This window comes from Pseudomonas sp. 3HC3 (genome assembly GCF_044904505.1).
GTDB lineage: Bacteria > Pseudomonadota > Gammaproteobacteria > Pseudomonadales > Pseudomonadaceae > Aquipseudomonas > Aquipseudomonas putida_Y.
This window is the reverse complement of sequence record NZ_JADDRH010000010.1, coordinates 70,534-95,482: the sequence shown is the minus strand read 5'-3', so window position 1 is coordinate 95,482 and position 24,949 is coordinate 70,534. Positions and strand designations below refer to the sequence as shown.

The following is a 24,949-nucleotide window of genomic DNA, read 5'->3' as shown; positions in this document are numbered from 1 at the left end:
CCGGCACCTGGCCGGGCTTTTTCATGGCTTGAGCTTAGCGCGCACGGTAGGTGATGCGGCCCTTGCTCAGGTCGTACGGCGTCAGCTCGACGCGGACCTTGTCGCCAGTGAGAATACGGATGTAGTTCTTGCGCATCTTTCCGGAGATGTGCGCGGTTACGACGTGCCCGTTTTCCAACTCCACGCGGAACATGGTGTTGGGCAGGGTGTCGACGACAGTACCTTCCATTTCGAAGCTGTCTTCTTTCGACATGCAGTTGAGCCCTCGGATCCAGTGTTAGCCCGACGCATATCCGCACCGGGCAAAAAAGTGGCGTGGATTATGCCGGAAAACTGCGTGTCAAGCCAATGCTTTCAGTTGAGGGTGACCCAGCGCTGGTTTATCAGCAACTCGATGGGGCGGTACTGCGTCTTGTAGTTCATCTTCTTGCAGTTCTTGATCCAGTAGCCCAGGTAAACCGCCTCCAGGTCCTGTCGCAGCGCTTCGGTGATCTGCCAGAGAATGGCGAAACGGCCAAGGCTGCGGCGCTCCTCGTCCGGCTCGTAGAAGGTGTACACCGCCGACAGGCCATTGGGCAGCAGGTCGCACACTGCCACCGCCATCAACCGGCCTTCCAGGCGAAACTCGTAGAACCAGCAGAACGGCAGGTCGCGCACCAGGAAGGTGGAGAACTGATCGCGGCTGGGCGGGTACATGTCGCCATCGGCGTGGCGCGTTTCGATATAGCGCCGGTACAGCTCGAAATACTCTTCCCTGAACGCCGGGCGTGCCGCGGTTACGGTCAGGTCGGCGTTACGCTTGAGAATGCGCCGCTGCTGGCGGTTGGGGATGAAGCGCGCCGCCGGAATGCGCGCCGGCACGCAGGCGTTGCAGTTCTGGCAGTGCGGGCGGTACAGGTGGTCGCCACTGCGACGAAAGCCCATTTCCGACAAGTCGGCGTACACATGCACGTCCATCGGCTGGCTGGGGTCGAGGAACAGTGTGGTTGCCTGCTCTTCCGGCAGATAGCTGCAGGAGTGGGGCTGAGTGGCATAGAACTTCAACCGCGCCAACTCTGTCATGATCAACCCCTTCGGTGAGACTTTGTTTTAAGTGTAAGCCAGCTACGGGAACTCGCCTAGGCAACCCATGAAGCGCTGTTGGGCTGGTCAAGGTGGCGTGCCAGGTAGTTGGCGAACTCGGCACGGCTGATGGCGTGGGCGCCCAGGCTGTGCAGGTGGTTGGTGGGCATCTGGCAGTCGATAAGCACGAAGCCGGCGTCTCGCAGGTGGTTGACCAAGGTCACGAAACCGACTTTGGAGGCGTTGTCGGCGCGGCTGAACATCGATTCGCCAAAGAACAGCTGGCCCATTGCCAGGCCGTACAGGCCTCCGACCAGTTCGCCGTCCTGGCGAACTTCAACCGAATGAGCGATGCCACGGCGGTGCAGTTCGCAGTAGGCGTTGCGCATGGTGTCGGTGATCCAGGTGCCGTCAGCGTAGTCGCGTGGTGCGGCGCAGGCGGCGATCACGCCCGGGAAGTCGGTGTCGAAGCTGACCTGGTAGCGGCCTTGGCGCATCAGCTTGGCCAGCGAGCGCGACACATGCAACTGGTCAGGCAACAACACCGTGCGCGGGTCAGGTGACCACCACAGGATCGGTTGGCCGTCCTGGTACCACGGGAAGCAGCCGTGGCGATACGCCTGCACCAGGCGCTCGGGGCTCAGGTCTCCGCCGGCGGCCAGTAGGCCGTTGGGGTCGTGCAGCGCCTTTTCCAGGGGGGGGAAGGTCAGCGAGTCGCGGGTCAGCCAGGTGAGCATGGTCTATCGTGCGGTGGGGGAGGGGAGAGGGCAGCATGGCTTGGGTCAAAAGCGGGGTCAATCTCTTTGGGGGTCTCAACGCCGGCGCGGTACCCTGCACAAGGCTACCCCTACAGAGGGGCACAGCAATTTAGGCAATTTCCTACACATTCATCAAACCGCAGGCACCATCCGCTACATTTGCTGTCACACCTGTGCAAAAACACAGCATAAGCCTTTGTCACAAAAGAAAATGCGTGCTCAAATTGCAGCTATACGAATTCGCCTCCGGCCAAACCCCCATGCGGCGTGCCGCCATGGCGGCTGGCGGGCAGTAATGTTAAAAGTAGTGGTTCGTTGGTCGCGCAGCGGCCGATCACTATTGGACGCGCACCACGCGCAGGAATAGACGCGTTTTGAAGAAATCCACCGCAACTCCAGCTCCATTGCCTGTGCCACTGTGGCGGCAGCAGCTGCATTATCGCCTCAAGGAAGGTGCGTTGATCGCTGTCGGCGCCCTGTGCCTGTACCTGTGGATGGCGCTGCTGACCTACGACACCTCGGACCCGGGCTTCAGCCACACCAGCAACGTCGACCAGGTGCAGAATGCTGCCGGGCGTGCCGGTGCCTACTTTGCCGACATCCTGTTCATGGTGCTGGGTTACTTCGCCTATATTTTCCCGCTGCTGCTGGCGGTCAAGACCTGGCAGATTTTCCGCGAACGCCACCAACCGTGGGACTGGAGCGGCTGGCTGTTCTCCTGGCGGCTGATTGGCCTGGTGTTCCTGGTGCTGTCGGGGGCGGCGCTGGCGCATATCCACTTCCACCCGTCAGCCGGCCTGCCGTTCTCCGCCGGTGGTGCGTTGGGCGAAAGCCTGGGTGACCTGGCGCGCAACCTGCTGAACGTGCAGGGCAGCACGCTGATGTTCATTGCCCTGTTCCTGTTCGGCCTGACCGTCTTCACCGACCTGTCGTGGTTCAAGGTGATGGACCTGACAGGCAAGATCACCCTCGACCTGCTTGAGCTGGTGCAGGGCGCGGCCACCCGCTGGTGGGATGCGCGCAACGAGCGCAAGCGCCTTGAGGCACAGCTGCGCGAGGACGAGCCGGTGTTCAAGGCTGCGCCAATGGCTGCCGAGACGCGCGAGCCGGCCAAGCCGTCGCTGCGCGAGCGCATCCTCAAGCGTGAAGAAAAACCCGCCCAGCCGGTTGAGCCGACCCTTGCACGCGAACCGATTGTACCGCCGCGTGAAACGGCGCCTGAGGCATTGACGCCGCGTGAAACCGTGGTGCCCCGCCAGCAGCATCCGGCGCCCACCATTGTGCCGCCGTCAGCCGCCAGGGCGCCGGAGCCGAGCAAGCGGGCGATGAAGGAAAAGCAGGCGCCGCTGTTCGTCGACAGCGCCGTGGAGGGCACCTTGCCTTCGATTTCCATTCTCGACCCGGCCGAGCAGAAGAAGATCGAGTATTCGCCAGAATCCCTGGCCGGCGTCGGCCAGTTGCTGGAAATCAAGCTCAAGGAGTTCGGTGTTGAAGTAACGGTGGATTCGATCCACCCCGGCCCGGTGATTACCCGTTACGAAATTCAGCCGGCCGCCGGCGTGAAGGTCAGCCGCATCGCCAACCTGGCCAAGGACCTGGCGCGCTCGCTGGCCGTGACCAGTGTGCGAGTGGTCGAGGTCATCCCTGGCAAGACCACGGTGGGTATCGAGATACCCAACGAAAACCGCCAGATGGTGCGCTTCTCCGAAGTGCTGGCCACGTCGCAGTACGACGAGCAGAAATCGCCCGTCACGCTGGCGCTGGGCCACGACATTGGCGGCAAGCCGGTGATCACCGACCTGGCCAAGATGCCTCACCTGTTGGTGGCCGGTACTACCGGCTCCGGTAAGTCGGTGGGTGTGAACGCGATGATTTTGTCGATCCTGTTCAAGTCCAGCCCGGAAGACGCGCGGCTGATCATGATCGACCCGAAAATGCTTGAGCTGTCGATCTACGAAGGCATCCCGCACCTGCTGTGCCCGGTGGTCACCGACATGAAGGACGCCGCCAACGCCCTGCGCTGGAGCGTGGCGGAGATGGAGCGGCGCTACAAACTGATGGCGGCCATGGGCGTGCGTAACCTGGCCGGTTTCAACCGCAAGATCAAGGACGCCCAGGAAGCAGGCGAGATCATCCACGACCCGCTGTATCGCCGTGAGAGCATGGATGATGAGCCGCCTGCGTTGAAAACCCTGCCGACCATCGTGGTGGTGGTGGACGAATTCGCCGACATGATGATGATCGTCGGCAAGAAGGTCGAAGAGCTGATCGCCCGTATCGCGCAGAAGGCGCGAGCGGCGGGTATCCACCTGATCCTCGCCACCCAGCGCCCGTCGGTGGACGTGATCACCGGCCTGATCAAGGCCAACATCCCGACCCGTATGGCGTTCCAGGTGTCGAGCAAGATCGACTCGCGTACCATCATCGATCAGGGCGGTGCCGAACAGCTGCTGGGCCATGGCGACATGCTGTACATGCCGCCGGGCACCAGCCTGCCAATCCGGGTACACGGCGCATTCGTGTCCGACGACGAAGTGCACCGCACGGTCGAGGCGTGGAAGCTGCGTGGTGCCCCGGACTACAACGACGACATTCTCAACGGCGTCGAAGAAGCCGGTAGCGGCTTTGATGGCGGCGGCGGTGGTGGCGACGGTGACGATGCCGAAACCGATGCCCTGTATGATGAAGCGGTGCAATTCGTGCTTGAGAGCCGTCGTGCCTCCATTTCTGCCGTGCAACGCAAGCTGAAAATCGGCTACAACCGTGCCGCGCGCATGATCGAGTCGATGGAGATGGCCGGTGTTGTCACCCCGATGAACAGCAACGGCTCGCGGGAAGTGATAGCCCCGGGCGGCCCGCGCGACTGATGAACACCCTGCCGGGCGCCAACGGTGGCGCCCGGCCTTTTCAACGCTCAATGAGGATTCCCATGCGCGCGATTCGCATGCTGTTGGTTTCTGCCCTGACCCTGGGCTCGGTTACTGCTTATGCCGGTGAGCAAGACGTACAACGCCTGACCCAGTTGCTGGAAAAGTCGCAGACCATCGAGGCCAACTTCTCCCAACTGACCCTGGGCGCCGATGGCGTCAGCCTGCAGGAAACCTCGGGCAAGATGACAGTCAAGCGCCCAGGCCTGTTCTACTGGCATACCGATGCGCCGCAGGAGCAAGTGGTGGTGTCGGATGGCAAGAACGTCACCCTGTGGGACCCGGACCTGGAGCAGGCCACCATCAAGAAGCTCGACGTGCGCCTGAACCAGACCCCAGCCCTGCTGTTGTCCGGTGACGTGTCGAAGATCAGCCAGAGCTTTGACATCGCGTCCAAGGAGCAGGGCGAAGTGATGGACTTCACCCTCAAGCCAAAGACCAAGGACACCCTGTTCGACTCGCTGCGCGTGTCGTTCCGCAAAGGCCTGATCAATGACATGCAACTGATCGACAGCGTCGGCCAGCGCACCAACATCCTGTTCAATGGCGTCAAGGCCAACCAGGCGGTGCCGGACAGCAAGTTCAAGTTCGACATCCCCAAGGGCGCGGACGTGATCAAGGAGTAACCAGAGCTCGCCATGGACCTGTTTCGAAGCGAACCCGTCGCCCAGCCTCTGGCCGCCCGCCTGCGCCCGTCCAGCCTGGATGAGTACGTCGGCCAGGAGCACCTGCTGGCGCGCGGCAAACCGCTGCGCGAGGCCCTGGAACAAGGCGCGCTGCACTCGATGATCTTCTGGGGGCCGCCCGGGGTCGGCAAGACCACGCTGGCGCGGTTGCTGGCGCAGTTCTGTGATGCGCACTTCGAAACGGTGTCGGCAGTGCTGGCTGGGGTGAAAGAGATCCGCCAGGCGGTGGAGGTGGCCAAACAGCAGGCTGGCCAGTATGGCCGTCGTACCATCCTGTTCGTTGACGAAGTGCACCGCTTCAACAAGTCGCAGCAGGACGCCTTTTTGCCCTATGTGGAAGACGGCACCCTGCTGTTCATCGGCGCCACCACCGAGAACCCGTCGTTCGAGCTGAACAATGCGCTGCTGTCGCGGGCGCGGGTGTATGTGCTCAAGAGCCTGGACGAAGCGGCCCTGCGTAAGCTGGTCAACCGTGCGCTGACAGAAGAGCGTGGCCTGGGCAAGCGTAACCTGCGGGTGGGCGACGACGCCTTCAAGATGCTGATGGCCGCCGCCGACGGCGATGGCCGGCGCATGCTCAACTTCCTCGAGAACGCCTCGGACCTGGCTGAAGACGGCAGCGAGATCGACGTCGAGATGCTGCAGAGCCTGCTGGGTGACAGTCGCCGCCGGTTCGACAAGGGCGGCGAGGCGTTCTACGACCAGATATCCGCGCTGCACAAGTCGGTGCGCGGCTCCAACCCCGATGGCGCCCTGTACTGGTTTGCCCGCATGCTCGACGGCGGCTGTGATCCGCTGTACATCGCCCGCCGTGTGGTGCGCATGGCCAGCGAGGACATCGGCAATGCCGACCCCCGTGCGCTTAGCCTGTGCCTGGCAGCCTGGGATGTGCAGGAGCGCCTTGGCAGCCCCGAGGGCGAGTTGGCGGTGGCCCAGGCCATCACCTACCTGGCCTGTGCGCCCAAGAGCAACGCGGTTTACGTGGGCTTCAAGACTGCCCTGCGCGAAGCGGCCGAGCACGGTTCGCTGGAGGTGCCGTTGCACCTGCGCAATGCCCCGACCAAGCTGATGAAGCAGTTGGGCTATGGCGACGAGTACCGCTATGCCCACGATGAGCCCGACGCCTACGCTGCTGGTGAGGATTACTTCCCCGACGAACTGGAGCCACGCCAGTACTATCAGCCGGTGCCCCGAGGCCTGGAACTGAAAATTGGCGAGAAGCTGCGCCACCTGGCCGACCTTGACCGCAACAGCCCTCGTCAGCGGAGAAAACCGTGATTGCACTCATCGCCGCGGTCAGCGCGGGAGGTATCGCCGGCACCTTGTTGCGCTTTGCTACCACCAACTGGGTAGCGGCACACTGGCCACGGCACTTCTATGTCGGTACGCTGGCGGTCAACCTGGTTGGCTGCCTGCTGATCGGCTTGCTCTATGGTTTGTTCTTGCACAAGCCGTTGGCGCCGGTCGAATTGCGCGCCGGCCTCATTGTCGGCTTTCTCGGTGGCCTGACGACCTTTTCCTCCTTCTCGCTCGATACCGTGCGCCTGATGGAAAGCGGGCAAGTGCCCCTTGCCTTGGGCTATACCAGTATCAGCGTGGTGGGCGGGCTGCTCGCAACCTGGGCTGGCCTGTCCCTGACCCGATTCTGAACCAACACCTACATATAACGAGAGAACGATATGCTCGATTCCAAACTGTTACGCGGCCAACTTCAGGAAGTGGCGGACCGCCTGGCCTCCCGTGGCTTCAGCCTGGATGTCGCGCGCATCGAATCACTGGAAGAGCGCCGCAAGGCGGTGCAGACCCGCACCGAACAACTGCAGGCTGAGCGTAACGCCCGTTCCAAGTCCATCGGCCAGGCCAAGGCCAAGGGCGAAGACATCGCCCCGCTGATGGCTGATGTCGAGCGCATGGCCAACGAACTGACTGCCGGCAAGGCCGAGCTGGACGCCATTCAGGCCGAGCTGGATGGCATCCTGCTGACCATTCCCAACCTGCCGGACGCCAGCGTACCGGTCGGTGCCAGCGAGGACGACAACGTCGAAGTGCGCCGCTGGGGCACGCCGAAGGCGTTCGACTTCGAAATCAAGGACCATGTTGCCCTTGGTGAAATCAGCGGTGGCCTTGACTTCGAAGCGGCTGCCAAGCTGTCCGGCGCCCGTTTTGCTGTGCTGCGTGGTCCGGTTGCCCGTCTGCACCGCGCCCTGGCGCAGTTCATGATCAACCTGCACACCGGCGAACATGGTTACGAGGAACACTACACCCCGTACATGGTGCAGGCCCCGGCGCTGCAGGGCACTGGCCAGTTGCCGAAGTTCGAGGAAGACCTGTTCAAGATCACCCGCGAAGGTGAGGCTGACTTCTACCTGATCCCGACCGCTGAAGTGTCGCTGACCAACCTGGTGGCGGGTGAAATCCTCGATGCCAAGCAGCTGCCACTGAAACTGGTTGCCCACACCCCCTGCTTCCGCAGCGAAGCCGGCGCTTCCGGCCGTGACACCCGCGGCATGATCCGCCAGCACCAGTTCGACAAAGTCGAGATGGTGCAGGTGGTAGAGCCGGCCAAGTCGATGGAAGCCTTGGAAGGCCTGACCGCCAACGCCGAGCGTGTGCTGCAGTTGCTTGAGCTGCCATACCGCGTGCTGGCCCTGTGCACTGGCGACATGGGCTTTGGTGCGGTGAAAACCTACGACCTGGAAGTGTGGGTGCCAAGCCAGGACAAGTACCGCGAAATCAGCTCGTGCTCCAACTGTGGTGACTTCCAGGCGCGCCGCATGCAGGCTCGCTGGCGCAACCCGGAAACCGGCAAGCCAGAGCTGGTACACACGCTCAACGGCTCCGGCCTGGCCGTAGGCCGTACCCTGGTTGCTGTGCTGGAAAACTACCAGCAGGCCGACGGTTCGATCCTGGTGCCGGAAGTGCTGAAACCGTACATGGGCGGCGTCGAGGTCATCCGCTAAATGGATTACCTGCCGCTGTTCCACAAGCTGCAGGGCGGCCGTGTGCTGGTCGTCGGTGGCGGTGAGATTGCCTTGCGCAAGGCGCGCCTGCTGGCCGATGCCGGCGGCGTGCTGCGCGTGGTGGCGCCGGACGTCGACGGCCAGTTGGCCGCGTTGGCCCGGGAAGGTAGCGGTGAGGTGCTGGTGCGTGGCTATCAGGCAGCCGACCTGGTCGGTTGCCGGCTGGTGATCGCGGCCACCGACGACCCAGGGCTGAATGCCCAGGTGTCGGCTGATGCGCAGGCGCTTAGCCTGCCGGTCAACGTGGTGGATGCGCCGGCCCTGTGTACGGTGATCTTCCCGGCGATCGTAGACCGCTCGCCGCTGGTTATTGCTGTTTCCAGCGGCGGTGACGCCCCGGTACTGGCGCGCTTGATTCGAGCCAAGCTCGAGGCGTGGATCCCTTCGGCCTATGGTGAGTTGGCCGGGCTGGCGGCACGCTTCCGGCACAAGGTCAAATCCCTGTACCCGGACGTCAACCAGCGTCGAGGCTTCTGGGAGACCGTATTCCAGGGGCCGATCGCCGAGCGTCAGCTGGCCGGGCAGGGTGCTGAAGCCGAACGTCTGTTGCAGGCGATGGTAGACGGCGCACCGGTGCAGCAGGGCGGTGAGGTGTATTTGGTTGGTGCAGGCCCGGGTGATCCGGACTTGCTGACCTTCCGTGCCTTGCGCCTGATGCAGCAGGCCGACGTGGTGCTATACGACCGCCTGGTTGCGCCCGCCATCATCGATATGTGTCGTCGTGATGCCGAGCGCATCTATGTAGGCAAGCGCCGCGCTGACCATTCAGTGCCGCAGGACCAGATCAACCGCCTGTTGGTCGACCTGGCCCGGCAGGGCAAGCGGGTGCTGCGCCTGAAGGGTGGCGACCCGTTCATCTTCGGCCGGGGCGGCGAAGAGATCGAAGAGCTGGCCGAGCATGGCATTCCGTTCCAGGTGGTGCCGGGCATTACGGCGGCCAGCGGCTGCTCCGCGTATGGCGGCATTCCGCTGACTCACCGCGACTATGCCCAGTCGGTGCGCTTCGTCACCGGGCACCTCAAGGATGGCACCAGCAACCTGCCTTGGAATGACCTGGTGGCGCCGGCGCAGACCTTGGTGTTCTACATGGGGTTGGTGGGCTTGCCGACCATCTGTGCCGAGCTGATTCGCCATGGGCGTGCCGCGAGTACCCCGGCGGCGTTGGTGCAGCAGGGGACCACGCGTAATCAGCGAGTATTCACCGGTACCTTGGCGGACTTGCCAGACCTGGTGGCCCAGCATGAGGTTCATGCGCCGACCCTGGTGATTGTGGGGGAAGTGGTGCAGTTGCGTGACAAGCTGGCCTGGTTCGAAGGTTCGCAGAACAGCTGAAATCGTTGGGGCTGCAAAGCAGCCCCGGCTTTCTCAAGCCTGCCAAATCCCTTTGCCCACCAACCGTTCTCGATCATGCGGCAAGCCAAAGTCCTGCAAAGGCCCTTTGGGCACAATCCCGTTCGGGTTGATGGTCTTGTGGCTCATGTAATAGTGCTTCTGGATATGCTCCATGTTCACCGTACCTGCCACCCCTGGCCATTGGTACAGCTCACGCAGCCAGTTCGACAGGTTATGGTAGTCGCTCAGGCGGCGCAGGTTGCACTTGAAGTGCCCGTGGTACACCGCGTCGAAGCGCACCAGTGTAGTGAACAGGCGTACATCAGCCTCGGTCAGGTACTCACCCGCCAGGTAGCGATTGCGGCCTAGCAAGGCTTCCAGGTAATCCAGCTCGTTGAACACATCGTCAAAGGCAGCCTCGTAGGCGTCTTGCGTGGTGGCAAAGCCTGCGCGGTACACACCATTGTTCACCGCCGGGTAGATGCGCTCGTTCAATGCTTCGATGCTCGGGCGCAGCGATTCGGGGTAAAGGTCCAGGGTATTGCCAGTCAGCTCGTTGAATGCGCTGTTGAATATGCGGATGATTTCCGCCGACTCATTGTTGACGATGCGCTTCTCTTTCTTGTCCCACAGCACAGGCACCGTCACGCGCCCCGTGTAGTGCGGGTCATCTTGGGTGTAGCGCTGGTGCAGGTAGTGCAGCGCGTCTAGGTGGTCCCCGCTGGAGCCTTGCTGCTGATCGAAGGTCCAGCCATGGTCCTGCATCAGCCAGCTGACTACCGACACGTCGATCAATGGCTCCAGGCCTTTCAGCGCGCGAACGATCAGGGTGCGGTGGGCCCATGGGCAGGCCAGCGACACGTACAGGTGGTAGCGGCCTGCCTCGGGGGCGGGCAGCTGATTGCGGCGCTGGGCGTTCTCTCGCTTGAACGTGCCGTCTTTGCCGTTTTCATACCACTGGTCGTGCCAGCGGCCATCGATCAATAGGCCCATGGTGAGCTCCTGAAACAAGTTGTTTGTCGTTGGAGCCCAGTCTAGGGAAAATCGTTCGAAAAAATAGCGCAAAGATCGGGGTTCTATTATCGGTTAAATTGATCTATCTCGAGTGTCCCAGTAGCCTTGCGCTGTTACGAACGCCTGCTCGCGGTGCTGTCCCAAGCCGCGCAGGGCCAGGGCCATGGTCGCGATCAGGGCCTTCTCGCCATAACTGTCTTCCACTTCGCCACGCCAGAAAGCCAGCAAGTGCTGGGCCTGCAAGCTGGGCGGCTTGACATGGCGGCGTTCGCTCAGCGCTGGCCACTCTTCATCCCACGCTTCACCTGCCGTGGTGCCGTAGAGATGGCTGATGACATCGGGGTTGACCTCGATTTCGCCGCCATCCCCCTTGATCACCACGGCATGGTCGCCCAGCAGGCGGCTGGCCTCGCGGTGCACTGCCTGGTAACCAGGGTGAAAGATACTCTGCAATCCACAGCGAGCGCCCAGCGGGTTAAGCACTCGCGCCAGCGAATGGATGGGCGAGCGCAGGCCCAGGGTGTTGCGCAGGTCGATCATGCGTTGCAACTGCGGCGCCCAGTCGTGCAGCGGAAAGAATGCCAGTTGATGCTGGTCCAGCGCCTTGCCGACGGCGGCCCAGTCACGGCACAGCGGAATCTGCAGCAGGCCGAGCAGTTGCTCTGTGTACATACGCCCGGCAGTGTGTGCGCCGCCGCCGTGCATCAGGATGCGCACGCCATTGTTGGCCAGGCACTTGGCCGCCAGCAGGTACCAGGGCAGGTGACGCTTCTTGCCGGCGTAAGTAGGCCAGTCCAGGTCAACGGCAATGCGCGGCGCCTGCAGGTGGGCGCGCAGGGCCTCGGTGAAGCCTGCCAGCTCTTCGGCGCTTTCTTCCTTGTGCCGCAGCAGCATGAGGAAGGCACCAAGCTGGGTGTCTTCGACCTTGCCTTCCAGCAGCAGGGTCATGGCTGCGCGGGCCTCTTCGCGGGTCAGTCCACGCGCGCCGCGCTTGCCTTTGCCGAGAATGCGCACGAATTCGGCGAACGGGTGTTCGGCGGGGGTTTCCAGAGTGAGCGGACGAGGTTCGGTCATATGCAGTTGGTCGGCTTGGGCAGGCCCGCCAGCTTGGCGGCAAGTTTGGCGGGGGTGCCGTTGAACAGGCGGTTCAGGTGCGGGCTGTTGCCCTTTTCAGGGCCCAGCTTGAGGGCCGTGTACTTGATCAGCGGGCGGGTGGCCGGAGACAGCTGGTATTCCTGGTAGAACTGACGGAGCAGTTCGAGGATTTCCCAGTGGTCTGCCGTCAACGGGATACCTTCGCGCATGGCCAGCGCCTCGGCGGCGTCGTGGGACCAGTCTTGCAGGTCGACCAGGAAGCCATCCTTGTCCAGGGCGATCGCCTGATCGCCAACGGTGAGCGTATTCATAGCCAGCTGTTGACCTTGTCGTATTGCAGCGACAGTTCGACGAACCCGGCGTAGTCCACGGCCTTTGCCAGGTCGTTGCCGACCGCGCGGGCCTGTAAATCCTCGTCCAGGGCGAACAGGCGCTGGGCCAGGCCGGCGGCTTGCAGATGGCCGTGCGGCTCGCTGCCGCTGCGCAGGGCATACACGGCATCGCCGCACAGCAGCAGGGCATCTTCGGCACCGAGCAGGCGTAGGCAACTGGTCAGGCGCTCGTCGCCAAACGGGGAATGGGCAATTACATGCAGGGTCTTCATCAGAGCGTTACCACCTGGTCAAAGCGGGCTATCAGCGCGGCCAACGCTGCGTCATCGAGCACTTGCACCGGCAGCGCCAGGGTCTCGGCTGCCAAGCCCCGGCGGGCCAGGCTGTGGTTGCAGGCGAACAGCTCTTCGACACCGAACATCGGCAGCGCCTGCAGGTTGGCGGCCAGGTTCTTCTGTTGCACGGCGGCGGGTTGCTGGTCCGGCGCGAGCTGGAACACACCATCGTCGAGGAACAGCATGCCCAACGGCAGGTCGAACGCGCCGCCGGCCAGGGCGATGTCCAGCGCCTCGCGGGCAGATGGGCCATTCCACGGTGCCTGACGGCTGATGATCAACAGGGACTTGGCCATATCAGTCGCCTCCGAAGCAGACAAGGCGATCGGCCACTTGCGCGGCCTCGTGCAGTTGGCCCAGCCCCGACAGTTCCCAGGGCTTGGGCAGGTTCACGGCCGGGCGCTGGTAGCGGTTGGCCTCGGCTTCGTCAAGCACGCCACGGCGCAGGGCAGCGGCGATACACACCACGGCGTCCAGCTGGTGGGCCTGTATGAACGTGCGCCACTGGCCAGCCACGTCCAGTTCGTCCTGGGGGGCGACCACGTTGGCCGAGGCACTGTGTACCCCGTCCTGATAGAAGAACAGCCGGGCAATCTCATGCCCGCCGGCCAGCACTGCCTCGGCGAAACGCAGGGCGCGCCGCGAAGAGGGCGCGTGGGCCGGGGAGAACACCGCGATAGCGAATTTCATGGCTAACTCATGCAAAGGAATGGTGCCATGATAAAGCAAAAAAGCCCGCGCTCGCTTGTGCAAGCGGGCGCGGGCTACTCATTCAGTCTCAAGGTTCAAGCCTGCTCCTTGCCCTCCGGCAAGAACCAGTTCAGCACCAGCGCACAAATCCCCCCGGTAGCCACACCCGACTCCAGCACATTGCGAATTGCCGCCGGCATGTGCGCCAGGAATTCCGGCACCTGCGCCACACCCAGCCCCAGCGCCAACGACACCGCAATAATCAGCAGCGCCCGACGGTCCAGCCGGGTGCTGGCCAGAATATTGATCCCCGACGCCGCAACCGCGCCAAACATGACCATCGCCGCGCCACCCAGCACCGGCTCCGGCACAGCCTGAATCACCCCGGCAACGCTCGGGAACAACCCCAGCAGCACCAGCATTACGGCAATCCACATACCGATATGACGGCTGGCGATACCGGTCAGCTGAATCACCCCATTGTTCTGGGCAAAAATCGAGCTAGGGAAGGTGTTGAACAGACCGGCCAGCAGCGAGTTGGCGCCGTTGACCAGCACGCCCCCCTTGATCCGCTGCATCCACACCGGCCCTTCGACCGGCTGGCGCGACACCTTGCTGGTGGCGGTAACGTCACCGATGGCTTCCAGCGAAGTGACCAGGTAGATCACCAGCATCGGAATGAACAGCGCCCACGAGAAGCCCAGGCCAAAGTGCAGTGGTGTCGGCACCTGGAACAGCGCGGCCTCGTGCATGCCGGTAAAGTCCAGACGGCCCAGGAAACCGGCCAGCGCATAGCCGACCGCGAGGGCGATGACGATGGCGCAGCTGCGCATCCACACCACCGGGATACGGTTGAGAACGACGATGATCGCCAGTACCACGCCCGACATCAGCAGGTTCTCGCCATTGGCAAAGGTGCCATTGGCCATGGCCCCAAAGCCACCGCCCATGCTGATCAGGCCAACCTTGATCAGCGTCAGGCCGATCATCAACACCACGATGCCAGTCACCAGCGGGGTGATCAGGCGTTTGACGAAGGGCAGGATGCGCGACACGCCCATCTCGACGAACGAGCCTGCGATTACTACGCCAAAAATGGCTGCCATTACGCCCTCGACCGGCGTGCCTTGCTTGACCATCAGCGCACCGCCGGCAATCAGCGGGCCGACGAAGTTGAAGCTGGTGCCCTGAACGATCAGCAGCCCCGCGCCAAATGGGCCGAAGCGTTTGCACTGGACGAAGGTGGCGATACCCGAGATCACCAGCGACATCGAAACGATCAAATTGGTATCACGTGCAGATACACCCAACGCCTGGCAGATCAGCAGGCCAGGGGTGACGATAGGTACGATGATCGCCAGCAGGTGCTGCAGGGCTGCCAACAGGCCGATCAACAGCCGTGGCTTGTCCTCCAGACCAAGCACCAGTTCGTTGGCAGGCGCCGCTGCGCCTGGGCTGTGTTCGTGTGAGCTCATTGCTGAAAGCTGCCCCGGAAGAAAAAAGGAGCGCATTCTACGGGGTGATGATGGATAGCGGTAGAGAAAAGCAGGATGTCGGCATGATCGGCGACCATTTGCCTGATTATCTGACTTTTTGGTCAGTTATTGCGGTTGCAGGCATAATTGGCTTGAAACTGATGTAGGTTCTCTGTTGGCGGTCAAGCTTTTCTGAGGTGTTCTACGCTCGTTTGTGTCAGGGCGGCAAGGCGCCTGCCTTGGTTTTTGTGGTGTTGCGTAGATCGAGCGCCGCCCGCGCGGCGCATCGCGAGCAAGCTCGCTCCTACATTTGTTTCGGGCCAATTATTTCTGGGGCAGACGCGCGCGTCCCCTTGGCGCTCACCTCGATATCGTGCGGGACAAACAGGGCGGTCGCGCGCGCAGGCACAGGCGATACTGGCCCGAAACAAATGTAGGAGCGAGCTTGCTCGCGATGCGCCGCGCGGGCGGCGCTCGATCTATCAGGCGCTGAACCTCTTCCGGCGAACATCCCGCAACTCAACCCATTTCCAACGCCTACAAAAAAGCCCGCCGAAGCGGGCTTCTTGCGGCACGGCAATCAATCAGTCATCACGACCCATGATGCCAAACAACTGCAGCAGGCTGACAAACAGGTTGTAGATCGACACATACAGGCTGATGGTCGCCATGATGTAGTTGCGCTCGCCACCATGAATGATCGCGCTGGTCTGGAACAGGATGCAGACCGACGAGAACAGCACGAAGCCAGCGCTGATTGCCAGTTGCAGGCCGCTGATCTGGAAGAAGAAGCTGGCAACGACAGCACCCAGCAGGACGAAGAAGCCAGCAGTGATGAAGCCGCTCAGGAAGCTCATGTCCTTGCGGGTGATCAACACGTAGGCCGACAGACCACCAAATACCAGCGCGGTCATGGCAAAGGCGGAGCTGACCACCTCGGCGCCACCGGCCATGCCGAGGTAACGGTTGAGGATCGGGCCAAGGATGAAGCCCATGAAACCGGTAAGCGCGAAGGTGGACACCAGGCCCCAGGCCGAATCACGTAGCTTGTTGGTAAGGAAGAACAGCCCGTAGAAGCCGATCAGCACCACGAACACGTTCGGGTAGCCGACGCGCATCTGCTGGGCAACGAAAGCCATGACACCGCTGAAGGCGAGGGTAAGCGCCAGCAGGCTATACGTGTTGCGCAGGACCTTGCTGATCTCCTGCTGCTCGACCTGCTGGCCGTGGTGGACGGCGTAATCCTGTTCGCGCATGGCGACACTCCTTGGTAAACCTGTGGTTTCGGACGTTCAGATGCTAGGAGTCTACCATTGCTCCTGCAACCCGCGACACAGAGAGTTTGACAGCGTGTTTCATTAAGGTATTATGGCGGCCGCAAAACGAGCTGGAAGCGTGGCCGAGTGGTTTAAGGCAACGGTCTTGAAAACCGTCGATGGGCAACTATCCTAGAGTTCGAATCTCTACGCTTCCGCCATATTCAAAGCCCTGATTATTCAGGGCTTTTTGCGTTTCTGGGGTACAGAAAAGCCGACCATGGGAACGCCATCGGGAGCCCCATCTCCCCCGGACAGTTCCGCTACCTGACTACCCGTTAACGTCTGGCAGGGCAGGCTTGGTGCCGCTCAAGGTTTTTCAGTAACGCTCGCTTGGCTAGGGGCGGGTTCTGTGGAAGAAGACGCAGCAGCATGAAGCTTGTCGGTAATCTGCTTGGCCAAGGCATGGTAAAGCGAGACCGGAGACACCCATCCAGAGATGGCCGCCGCCATCAGTGTCGATGCCAACATGGGAATGGCCAGGTCCGGGCTGTGTGTCAGTTCAAGCACGATGACCGAGGCGGTCAGTGGCGAGCGTGTCACACCGGCCAGGTATGCGCCCATGCCGAGTAGCGCGCCTGCCTGGGGATCAACATCGGGCAGCAAGCTCAACAGGGGCGCAAAGGCGGCGCCGATGCTCAGCGAAGGCGAAAAGAGCCCGCCAGGAATCCCGGAGAGATAGGACGCGACGTTGGCCAGAAACTTCCACAGCAGAAAGCTTGTGTCCGTGATTGGCTGCCCCTCCAGCAACGCACGCGTTTCTTCGTACCCGGTGCCGAATACATGATTGCCAGAGACGAGCCCCAACGTGGCCAGCAGCAAGCCACAGATGGCAGCAAAGCGCACCGGATAGCGTCCGCGTAACGTACAGACCCGGCCGAGCAGGCCCTTGTCGGTGGGCAGCACAAGCTTGGCGTAAAAACCACCCAGCAGCCCGCCCAGCACAGCACAGGCAGGCACGACGCTCCAGCCCCAGCCCACCGGCATTCGACCGCTGATTTCTCCGAAATAGGCGTAATGGCCCATCAGCCCCAGCGTGACGACCCCACCGATCAGCACCGCAGTGAGCACCAAGCCGCTGAAACGTTGCTCGAACGTGCGGCTCAACTCCTCAATGGCAAAGACTACCCCCGCTAAGGGTGTATTGAAGGCTGCCGCAATACCCGCGGCGCCTCCGGCGAGCACCAGGCCAGCGATGGTGCGTCGGCCGTGCAGGCCTAAACGTCGGCCAAAGGAATAGAGCACAGCGGCGCCGATGTGGACGGTCGGGCCTTCCCGGCCAACCGAACCGCCGACCAGCAGGGCGCCCAACGTCAGGCTCATGCGTGCTGCAGCCACAGGGAGAGAGAGTAATCGGGCGCGCAGGCGGCGAGAGGGCATTTCCAGGGCGGCTATGACTTGGGGAATGCCGCTACCCTTGGCATTTTCAAACCACCGTTGCGTCAGATAAGCCAGGAGCGCGAAACCAAGCGGAGTGATGAGAAGAGGTGACCAGGGTGCCCATTCCAGCAAGCGCTTGAACGAAGCGAACGCCGCGTCGGCAAGCCAGGCGAATGCCAGCGCAACCAGCCCCACCAGCAACGCCCCGATCCAGAACGCCAGTCGCTGACGCCATTCTCGCCAGCGTGAACGGCGGGAGAGTGAAGGTGCAGGACGGGTAGGTTCGGGCATGGTCCACACATGGCTGACTTGGAAAGCCGTGAGTATGGCGTGTTTTCCCAGGCAGGCCTACCCGACACAGGTTGTAGTCGTGCCAGGCGTGGCGATCCGTTTGCTCACATGCAACGGATCGCCAGTGCCAGAATGTGGCTAGGTGGCCGAACTTGCTTTGGTAGCAGGCGCTGCCTTACGCATGCTCCATATCCCCCAGGTCAAACCCAACACGGCCGCGATCAATGACGCGGATAGCACACCGAGTTTCGCAGCCCCGAGTGAGCCAGGGTCGACGAAAGCGAGGTTGGCGATGAAGATCGACATGGTGAAACCGATGCCGGCCAGCAGCCCGACCAGCATGATGCTACGCCAGTTGACCTCGGAGGGAAGCTCGCACCAGCCCAGGCGGACCATCAGCCAGCTTACGCTGACGATGCCCAAGGGCTTTCCTGCGACCAGGGCGACAGCGACGGCGATCATGACCCACTGGGGGCCTTCAGCGGACAGGTCGACACCCGAAAGGCTTACCCCGGCATTGGCCAAGGCAAACACGGGCATGATGCCGTAGGCTACCCAAGGGTGCAGGGTGCCTTGCATACGCACCACCGGCGGCAGCAGTTCGCGCTGGGCCAGGCGCAGCCGTTTCAAAGGATCAATGAGGTCGCTGGCATCTTGCTCAGGCGCCTTGGCGCGCCCCAGCAATTCGCCGGTGAAGCGGGTAATGGCATCCAGCGGGCGCTCACGCATCGGCATTGCGGTGACAGGTGTCATCAGGCCTAGCACAACACCTGCGAGAGTCGGGTGGGCGCCGGTCAACAAGATGCCCAGCCAGACGATCGCGCCAGGAATGACATAGGCGAAGGCTGAACCCACACCGATCTTCTGAAGCCCGATCACCATGAGCAGGCCGATCAGTGCAACGCCGAAACCGGTGTAATCAAGGCCGCCTGAATAGAAAAACGCGATGATCAGGACTGCGATGATGTCATCGATGATTGCCAGGGCGAGGAGGAACACACGTACGTTGGACGGGATCGACTTGCCGAGCAGTGCCAGTACGCCCACCGCAAAGGCGATATCCGTCGCCGTTGGCACTGCCCAACCTTGTTGGTCTGCTGGCGCGTGACCAAAACTCAGGTAGAGGAGTGCAGGCACGGCTACGCCGCCGACAGCGGCTGCCATGGGGAGCGTGGCTTGGCGCAGGCTGGACAGCGCGCCCTCGTGGATCTCGCGGCGGATCTCCATGCCCACGACCAGGAAAAAGATGGTCATCAAGCCATCATTGATCCAGAAGTGCAGGGACTGCGAATAGACATGCGAGCCCACGCCGAACGTCAACGGCGTATGCCAAAGGGCTTCATAACTGTCGGCAGCCGGGGAATTCGCCCAGATCAATGCAGCGACTGCGGCAATCAACAGAACGATGCCGCTGACCGCTTCAATGTGCAAAAAGCGTTCAAGGTTGGCGAAGGCTCGCTCGGCCAGGTCTTGGGCGCGAGGTAATTCTTTTTTATGCATAGGCGCAGGTGCTCCCGCATGGCGGCCCGACCTGCGCTGTTCTTTAACCTGCCTCACTGCACCGTGCAGCTGGCACCCGTCCGCTAGTCTACCGAATAACCACTCTCAGATGAACAAAAAGCGCCAAACCATTCACTCCAAAGGCATGTCGGTTTGAGATTTTTTCCTGCAGACGTTAGGGTTTGTGGTTATTTCCGAGCATACGAGGCTTGGCAAACGGGAATTTATCCAACTGCTAGCCTTGGTAAATGTCGTCGTGCTCAGGCACGCTGTGCTCATCGCCTTGCAAGGAGAACTGCCGCTATGACTGCAGCCCCCAAACCCAGGAGCACCCTCAATCCACCCGTTTTCTACACCAGTGCGATACTTATCTTTCTGCTGGTCTTGTACGCCACGGCATTTCAGGAGCACGCCCAGACGCTGTTCGAGCAAGTCCAGCGATGGATCATCACCAATGCCAGCTGGTTCTACATTCTTGTTGTAGCGCTGGTGTTGATCAGTGTGGTGTTTCTGGCCGTCAGCCGCTATGGCGACATCAAGCTAGGCCCTGACCACAGTGAGCCGGATTACCGCAAGAGCAGTTGGTTTGCCATGCTGTTCTCGGCAGGTATGGGGATTGGCCTCATGTTCTTCGGCGTGGCCGAACCGGTCATGCATTTCTCCACACCGCCCGTGGGCGATCCTGGCACCGTCGCCGCGGCGCGCGAAGCCATGAAAATCACCTTTTTCCACTGGGGCCTGCATGCCTGGGCGATCTATGCCATCGTCGCGCTGATCCTTGCCTACTTCAGTTTCCGCAACGGCCTGCCGTTGACCTTGCGTTCGGCACTCTATCCGCTGATTGGTGAGCGAATCTATGGCCCTATAGGGCATGCCGTGGATGTGTTTGCCATCCTCGGTACGGTGTTTGGTGTGGCGACCTCGCTGGGTTATGGGGTATTGCAGATCAACAGCGGGTTTCATCATGTGTTCGGTTTGCCGGTAAACACCACCGTGCAAGTCATCCTCATCACCGCCACCTGTGCATTGGCGACGCTTTCAGTGGCCAGCGGCCTGGACAAAGGTATTCGCATCCTGTCCGAGCTCAACCTGAGCCTGGCGGTGATTCTGATGCTGTTCGTGCTGCTGCTTGGGCCTACGGTGTTCCTGCTGCAGACCTATGTACAGAATACCGGCGCCTACCTTTCGGACATCGTCAATAAAACCTTCAACCTCTACGCTTACGAGCCCACCGACTGGATCGGTGGCTGGACCTTGCTGTACTGGGGCTGGTGGTTGTCCTGGTCGCCCTTCGTGGGTTTGTTCATCGCACGTATTTCGCGAGGGCGGACCATCCGGGAATTCGTCTGCGGCGTACTGTTCGTACCGGCGGGCTTCACCTTGCTGTGGATGACGGTGTTCGGTGACTCGGCAATCCATATGATCCTCAACGATGGTGTAAAGGATCTGGCTACTGTGGTCAGTGAAGACAGTTCCCTCGCCTTGTTCGCTTTCCTGGAGCATTTCCCGTTCTCCAGCATCATTTCGTTGGTCGCGGTGCTTATGGTGGTCGTGTTCTTTGTGACCTCGGCGGACTCTGGTGCGCTGGTCGTGGATATGCTCGCCTCCTCCGGAAAAGGTCATTCACCCCTGTGGCAACGTATCTTCTGGTCAATCTGCATCGGCGCGGTCGCGATCGCGTTGCTGCTGGCGAACGGCCTCAAGGCGCTGCAGACCGCGACCATTGCGAGCGCTCTGCCGTTCGCGGTCATCTTGCTGGTTGCGATTTGGGGCTTGTTCAAGGCGCTGAGTCTTGATGCGACTCGCCGCGGGTTGCGCAATCAAGCGTTGCCAGGCCCACGCCATACCCGCCACCCACACGGCGGCTGGCAGCGGAGGCTGCGCAACATCGCATTGATGCCGCGCCGGGTTCATGTCACCCGCTTTATCGCCGAGGTGGTGAGGCCTGCCTGCGAAGAGGTCGCCCAGGAGTTGCGTAAGCAAGGCTACGAGGTGAGCGTGAATGAGCGCGATGATGGACGGGTATCCCTGGAGCTCTCCCATGCCGGTGAAGGGCGTTTCCTCTACGAGGTGCGGCCACGGGCCTTCAATACGCCAAGCTTCGTCATGCAGGACACCGAAGACGGTGGCGATGCGCGCAAGTATTTCCGTGCGGAAGTGCATCTGCGAGAAGGGGGCCAGGACTACGACATCATGGGGTGGAGCCGCGACGATGTGATTGGTGACATCCTGGATCAGTACGAACGCCACCTGCAATACTTGCACGTGGTGGGCTGAACTGGATTCGGTCCTGCCCTGGCGCAGTCAGGGCAGGGCGGTTCGCCTGCTGTCCAAAGGCGGATTTTCGCAGGCCCAGAAGTCTACTGCAGCAATGCGTTCGCTCGGCGGTCCTAACCAATGGGACAGCGGCTGGCACCCGGTTGTCGTGCAGACCTGATAGTCGCCAGCCTCGGGCGTTCGCCCGGCATGCAAGGGCTGCAGCGGTGGTAGATGACGACGATAGTGCCAAGTGCCGTCGCGCAGTTGAGCGTCGTCCGGAATCTCCATGCCGGCCCCGCTGCCTTTTACCCGGGCCTCTACCAGTACCAGGCCAGCCGAGGTCACTTGATAATCCTCTTCCCAGCGGACCTTTTCGATACTGTGCTGCCACGCGAGGGTAAACTCGTTCAGTGGCAGGCTGACCCAGACCACACCGGCCAGCCCAACGCAAAGGCTGATCATGCGGGGTGTCCAGAAGCCGGTCGGCTTCGCCAGTAGTGCCAACCCAGCACTGCCGCACCCAAAACAAAACCGACCTCATCGCTGATGGGCAGGGCGAGTATCAATGACACGCCAGCAGTGAACGCCAGCAGGCGCTCCCACCAAGGCATGGGGGCACGCAAATGCCCGATCGACGCACACCCCCAAAGGGCAACCGCGAACGCCGCCTTGATCACCATGTACAGCGTGCTGCCCATGCCTTCACCTTGCATCATCAACGCCGGGTCATAGACTGCCATGAAGGGCACAACGAAACCGGCCAAGGCAATGCGCACCGCCCAGAAACTGATCAACAGGCCTTTTTCCTTGGCAATCGGGGCCGCTGCAAAGCACGCCAATGCCACGGGCGGCGTCAGGTCGGCCAGGATGCCGAAATAGAACACGAACATGTGCGAGACGATCAGCGGGACCCCGAGTTCCAACAGGGCCGGGGCAGCAATGGAACTGGTGATGATGTAGTTGGGGATGGTCGGAATGCCCATACCCAGTACCAGGCAGGTGAGCATGGTCAACACCAGCGAAAGGAACAGGTTGTCGCGTCCCAGGTCAAGAATGTATCCGGCAAAGGTGGTGGCCAGGCCGGTCAGCGAGATGACGCCGATAATGACACCGACCAGCGCACAGGCAATACCCACCGGTACCGCATGACGGGCACCCTCCGCGAGGGCCATGACGCATGCGTGCAGGGTGGCGCGGCCGCCCTGGACGAAGCAGCACGCAATGGCCAGGCCGGCAATGACCATCAGGATCACCCCGATCCCCATGCGGAAAAAACCTGAACACAGTATCCCGAGTGCAACCCAGAAAGCCGCGCGCAGCCAGGTTTTTTGAGCGCGCAGGATGATGGCCGAGCCAAGGATGACGATGGCGGTCAGGGCCAGGCCGACCATTCCCGAGTACAAAGGTGTTCGCCCGGAAAACAACAGCGCGACCAAGACCATCAGCGGTACGAGCAGGAACCAGCGTTGTCGCAACGCATCCCAGGCACTCGGGCACTGTTCGCGCGGCAAACCATGCAGATGGCTGCGCCGAGCCTCCAGGTGGACCATCCAGTAGACCGAGCCGAAGTACAGCAACGCTGGGATGAGCGCGGCTTTCGCCACCTCGGCGTAGGGCACGTTGATCGTCTCGGCCATGATGAACGCCACAGCGCCCATCACCGGCGGCATCAGCTGGCTGCCCATGCTGGAGGTCGCCTCGACGCCACCGGCAAATGCAGGTTTGTAGCCGAAGCGCTTCATCAGCGGAATGGTGAACTGTCCGGTGGTGACGACGTTGGCCACCCCCGAGCCGGTAATGGTACCCATCAGTGCCGAGGAGAACACCGACACTTTGGCCGGCCCCCCGCTGCGATGGCCGAACAGCCCCATGGCGAAATCGGTGAACAGACGAATCATGCCCGCTTGCTCAAGAAATGCGCCGAACAGGATGAACAGGTAGATGTAGGTGGCTGAGACATAGGTCGGTGTGCCATACAGCCCTTCGGTGCCGAATGCCAACTGATTGACGATCTGATCGAGGCCGTAGCCTCGATGCGCGAGTTCGCCTGGCAAGTATTGGCCAAGCAACCCATAGGCCAGAAACAGCGCGCAAATGATGGGCAACGCTATGCCCATCACGCGCCGCGCGGCTTCAAAGACCAAACCAATAAGCAACAGCCCCACGATCAGGTCACTGGTGGTCAGCTCACCGGAGCGTTGAATCAGGTCCCCTTCGAAGTACCACTGGTATGCAGCCGTCGCCATTCCCGCAAGGCCCAGCAGCCAGGCAAGGGGTTGCCACGGCCGACGGTGGCCAACGAATGAATAGCTCAGGTACACCACCAGCAACAGGAACCCCACGTGTACTGCACGCAGTACTTGGGTGGAAATCAGGGGGAAGGCCGCTGTGGCGATCTGGAAAACCGAAAAGACCAGCGCCACGGCAAAAAGCGCTGCAGGCCAGCGATCGGTGCTGGCGTGAAGACCTTGCGCGGTATCACTCATAGGCTGCTCCATTGCTTGGGAATGTCATCAGGGGAGCAGGTTTTTCTCCTTGAAATACCTCTCTGCTCCTGGATGCAGCGGAATGGGCAGGTTCTTGGCGGCATTTTCCGGCTGGATATCCTTCGCTGCAGCATGGGCCGTGACCAGGCGTGGAAGGTTCTCGAATATCAGCTTGGTCATCTGGTAGGCCAGTTCATCGCTGATATCGGCGCGGGTGACGAGGATATTGTTGATGGCCGCCGTTGATACGTCCGCATTCTGACCATCATAGGTGTTGGCAGGAATGGTGGCGGGTTGGTAGGCGTTGTTGCCAATGCGGGTCACCACGTCGGCAGGGATAGGCACGAACACCACCGGCAAGGTCGCGGCCAGGTCCCGGATAGCTGCTTGACCGAGCCCTGAGGATTGCAGCGTGGCGTCAAGCTGACGGTTCTTGATCAGTTCGACGGACTCCGCATAGGGCAGGTATTCAACTTTTCCCATGTCCTGGTAGGTAAGCCCTGCGGCTTTGAAGATGGCGCGGGCATTCAGTTCGGTGCCGGACTTGGGTGCCCCAACCGAGATACGCTTGCCTTTGAGGTCTGACAGGGAGGTGATCCCTGACTCCTTGCTCGCGACGATCTGGATGTAGTTCGGGTAGGTGCCGGCGATGGCGCGGAGTTTCTTCAAGGGCGTTTTGAATCCAGCCTCTGCATCGCCCTTCCAGGCATCTGCCACCGAATCCCCCAGCGCGAATGCCAACTCCCCTCGACCGGCTTGCAACAGGTTGAGGTTCTCTACCGAGGCCTTGGTGGCTTGCACCGTGGTCTTGCTGCCCTCGATGCCGTGGCTGTAGATCTGTGAAATGCCTACGCCTACCGGGTAATAGACACCACTGGTACCGCCTGTGAGGATGTTGATGAAGGTCGGTGCAGCCTGGGCAGCCGCACAGACAGTAAACAAGGTGCTGGCCAATGCCAGGCGAAGGGCTCGGTTCATGGCGTCGTTCTCC

At 61.6% G+C, this 24,949-nt stretch carries 24 protein-coding genes and 1 tRNA gene; 9 read left to right on the top strand and 16 right to left on the bottom strand.

What is annotated here, in order from left to right; translation table 11 throughout:
* Nucleotides 1-34: 34 nt before the first annotated feature.
* The 3 genes from infA to aat form a co-directional block, all read right to left on the bottom strand.
* Complete coding sequence (gene infA / locus INQ47_RS15650) at nt 35-253, bottom strand: translation initiation factor IF-1 (RefSeq protein WP_002553999.1); 219 nt, start codon at nt 251-253, stop codon at nt 35-37.
* 101 nt (nt 254-354) lie between these two features.
* Nucleotides 355-1,062, bottom strand: coding sequence for an arginyltransferase (locus INQ47_RS15645; protein ID WP_176682277.1), 708 nt, complete (start codon nt 1,060-1,062; stop codon nt 355-357).
* A 56-nt stretch (nt 1,063-1,118) separates the two neighbouring features.
* Entirely contained in the window at nt 1,119-1,799 is a 681-nt protein-coding gene (aat, locus tag INQ47_RS15640; RefSeq protein WP_021782154.1) for a leucyl/phenylalanyl-tRNA--protein transferase, read from the bottom strand.
* Nucleotides 1,800-2,194: 395 nt separating this feature from the next.
* On the opposite strand from aat, the gene INQ47_RS15635 reads away from it, so the two are divergent.
* The 6 genes from INQ47_RS15635 (at nt 2,195) to cysG (ending at nt 9,785) form a co-directional block, all read left to right on the top strand.
* The gene (locus INQ47_RS15635; protein ID WP_162149586.1) at nt 2,195-4,687 is read left to right on the top strand and encodes a DNA translocase FtsK; all 2,493 of its coding nucleotides are present in this window, start codon (nt 2,195-2,197) and stop codon (nt 4,685-4,687) included.
* 62 nt (nt 4,688-4,749) lie between these two features.
* A complete protein-coding gene (lolA, locus tag INQ47_RS15630) occupies nt 4,750-5,373 on the top strand; it encodes an outer membrane lipoprotein chaperone LolA (protein WP_021782156.1) in 624 nt (207 codons plus the stop codon).
* 12 nt (nt 5,374-5,385) lie between these two features.
* On the top strand, nt 5,386-6,711 hold the full coding sequence (locus tag INQ47_RS15625) for a replication-associated recombination protein A (protein ID WP_010954809.1): 1,326 nt from the start codon (nt 5,386-5,388) through the stop codon (nt 6,709-6,711).
* Nucleotides 6,708-7,082: a fluoride efflux transporter CrcB gene (crcB, locus tag INQ47_RS15620; RefSeq protein WP_021782157.1), complete on the top strand. Its 375-nt coding sequence runs from the start codon at nt 6,708-6,710 to the stop codon at nt 7,080-7,082. Before INQ47_RS15625 ends, crcB begins: the two co-directional genes overlap by 4 nt.
* Nucleotides 7,083-7,112: 30 nt before the next feature.
* Nucleotides 7,113-8,393 (top strand): serine--tRNA ligase, encoded by a 1,281-nt coding sequence (gene serS / locus INQ47_RS15615; RefSeq protein WP_101196159.1) that lies wholly within the window; start codon nt 7,113-7,115, stop codon nt 8,391-8,393.
* Nucleotides 8,394-9,785: a siroheme synthase CysG gene (cysG, locus tag INQ47_RS15610; RefSeq protein WP_404702055.1), complete on the top strand. Its 1,392-nt coding sequence runs from the start codon at nt 8,394-8,396 to the stop codon at nt 9,783-9,785. It abuts the gene before it with no gap.
* Between the two features lie 33 nt (nt 9,786-9,818).
* Here the strand turns inward: cysG and INQ47_RS15605 are convergent, their stop codons facing one another.
* The 7 genes from INQ47_RS15605 to INQ47_RS15575 all read right to left on the bottom strand — a co-directional run bounded on the left by INQ47_RS15605 (nt 9,819) and on the right by INQ47_RS15575 (nt 14,726).
* Nucleotides 9,819-10,778 carry a glutathione S-transferase family protein gene (locus INQ47_RS15605; RefSeq protein ID WP_404702054.1) on the bottom strand — a complete coding sequence of 320 codons (960 nt, stop codon included), beginning with the start codon at nt 10,776-10,778 and terminating at the stop codon, nt 9,819-9,821.
* A gap of 93 nt (nt 10,779-10,871) precedes the next feature.
* A complete protein-coding gene (locus tag INQ47_RS15600; protein ID WP_252458282.1) occupies nt 10,872-11,873 on the bottom strand; it encodes a glycosyl transferase family protein in 1,002 nt (333 codons plus the stop codon).
* Entirely contained in the window at nt 11,870-12,205 is a 336-nt protein-coding gene (locus tag INQ47_RS15595; protein WP_252458283.1) for a TusE/DsrC/DsvC family sulfur relay protein, read from the bottom strand. The genes INQ47_RS15600 and INQ47_RS15595 overlap by 4 nt, the downstream gene beginning before the upstream one ends.
* Complete coding sequence (tusB, locus tag INQ47_RS15590; protein ID WP_404702053.1) at nt 12,202-12,498, bottom strand: sulfurtransferase complex subunit TusB; 297 nt, start codon at nt 12,496-12,498, stop codon at nt 12,202-12,204. Before tusB ends, INQ47_RS15595 begins: the two co-directional genes overlap by 4 nt.
* On the bottom strand, nt 12,498-12,857 hold the full coding sequence (tusC, locus tag INQ47_RS15585) for a sulfurtransferase complex subunit TusC (protein WP_021782164.1): 360 nt from the start codon (nt 12,855-12,857) through the stop codon (nt 12,498-12,500). Before tusC ends, tusB begins: the two co-directional genes overlap by 1 nt.
* Nucleotide 12,858: 1 nt before the next feature.
* The gene (gene tusD, locus INQ47_RS15580) at nt 12,859-13,251 is read right to left on the bottom strand and encodes a sulfurtransferase complex subunit TusD (protein WP_021782165.1); all 393 of its coding nucleotides are present in this window, start codon (nt 13,249-13,251) and stop codon (nt 12,859-12,861) included.
* A gap of 95 nt (nt 13,252-13,346) precedes the next feature.
* Entirely contained in the window at nt 13,347-14,726 is a 1,380-nt protein-coding gene (locus tag INQ47_RS15575; RefSeq protein WP_003251186.1) for a nucleobase:cation symporter-2 family protein, read from the bottom strand.
* Between INQ47_RS15575 and INQ47_RS15570 the strand changes: the two genes are divergently transcribed.
* Nucleotides 14,717-14,893, top strand: a complete 177-nt coding sequence (locus INQ47_RS15570) for a hypothetical protein (protein ID WP_252458286.1) — start codon at nt 14,717-14,719, stop codon at nt 14,891-14,893. The genes INQ47_RS15575 and INQ47_RS15570 overlap by 10 nt on opposite strands.
* Before the next feature lie 417 nt (nt 14,894-15,310).
* Here the strand turns inward: INQ47_RS15570 and INQ47_RS15565 are convergent, their stop codons facing one another.
* Nucleotides 15,311-15,982: a Bax inhibitor-1/YccA family protein gene (locus INQ47_RS15565; RefSeq protein WP_003251184.1), complete on the bottom strand. Its 672-nt coding sequence runs from the start codon at nt 15,980-15,982 to the stop codon at nt 15,311-15,313.
* Between the two features lie 133 nt (nt 15,983-16,115).
* Here INQ47_RS15565 and INQ47_RS15560 point away from each other — a divergent pair.
* A tRNA-Ser gene (locus INQ47_RS15560) sits at nt 16,116-16,203 on the top strand.
* Between the two features lie 148 nt (nt 16,204-16,351).
* Here the strand turns inward: INQ47_RS15560 and INQ47_RS15555 are convergent.
* Nucleotides 16,352-17,713: a chloride channel protein gene (locus INQ47_RS15555; protein WP_404702052.1), complete on the bottom strand. Its 1,362-nt coding sequence runs from the start codon at nt 17,711-17,713 to the stop codon at nt 16,352-16,354.
* Nucleotides 17,714-17,851: 138 nt separating this feature from the next.
* Nucleotides 17,852-19,213, bottom strand: a complete 1,362-nt coding sequence (nhaA, locus tag INQ47_RS15550) for a Na+/H+ antiporter NhaA (protein WP_404702051.1) — start codon at nt 19,211-19,213, stop codon at nt 17,852-17,854.
* Nucleotides 19,214-19,516: 303 nt separating this feature from the next.
* Between nhaA and INQ47_RS15545 the strand changes: the two genes are divergently transcribed.
* On the top strand, nt 19,517-21,490 hold the full coding sequence (locus INQ47_RS15545; protein WP_021782170.1) for a choline BCCT transporter BetT: 1,974 nt from the start codon (nt 19,517-19,519) through the stop codon (nt 21,488-21,490).
* 27 nt (nt 21,491-21,517) lie between these two features.
* On the opposite strand, the gene INQ47_RS15540 is transcribed toward INQ47_RS15545, so the two are convergent.
* The 3 genes from INQ47_RS15540 to INQ47_RS15530 are packed head-to-tail and all read right to left on the bottom strand — an operon-like array spanning nt 21,518 to nt 24,936.
* A complete protein-coding gene (locus tag INQ47_RS15540) occupies nt 21,518-21,934 on the bottom strand; it encodes a DUF1850 domain-containing protein (protein WP_252458724.1) in 417 nt (138 codons plus the stop codon).
* Nucleotides 21,931-23,958, bottom strand: coding sequence for a TRAP transporter permease (locus INQ47_RS15535; protein ID WP_274101810.1), 2,028 nt, complete (start codon nt 23,956-23,958; stop codon nt 21,931-21,933). The genes INQ47_RS15540 and INQ47_RS15535 overlap by 4 nt, the downstream gene beginning before the upstream one ends.
* A 27-nt stretch (nt 23,959-23,985) precedes the next feature.
* The gene (locus INQ47_RS15530) at nt 23,986-24,936 is read right to left on the bottom strand and encodes a TAXI family TRAP transporter solute-binding subunit (protein ID WP_325950703.1); all 951 of its coding nucleotides are present in this window, start codon (nt 24,934-24,936) and stop codon (nt 23,986-23,988) included.
* Nucleotides 24,937-24,949: the final 13 nt, after the last annotated feature.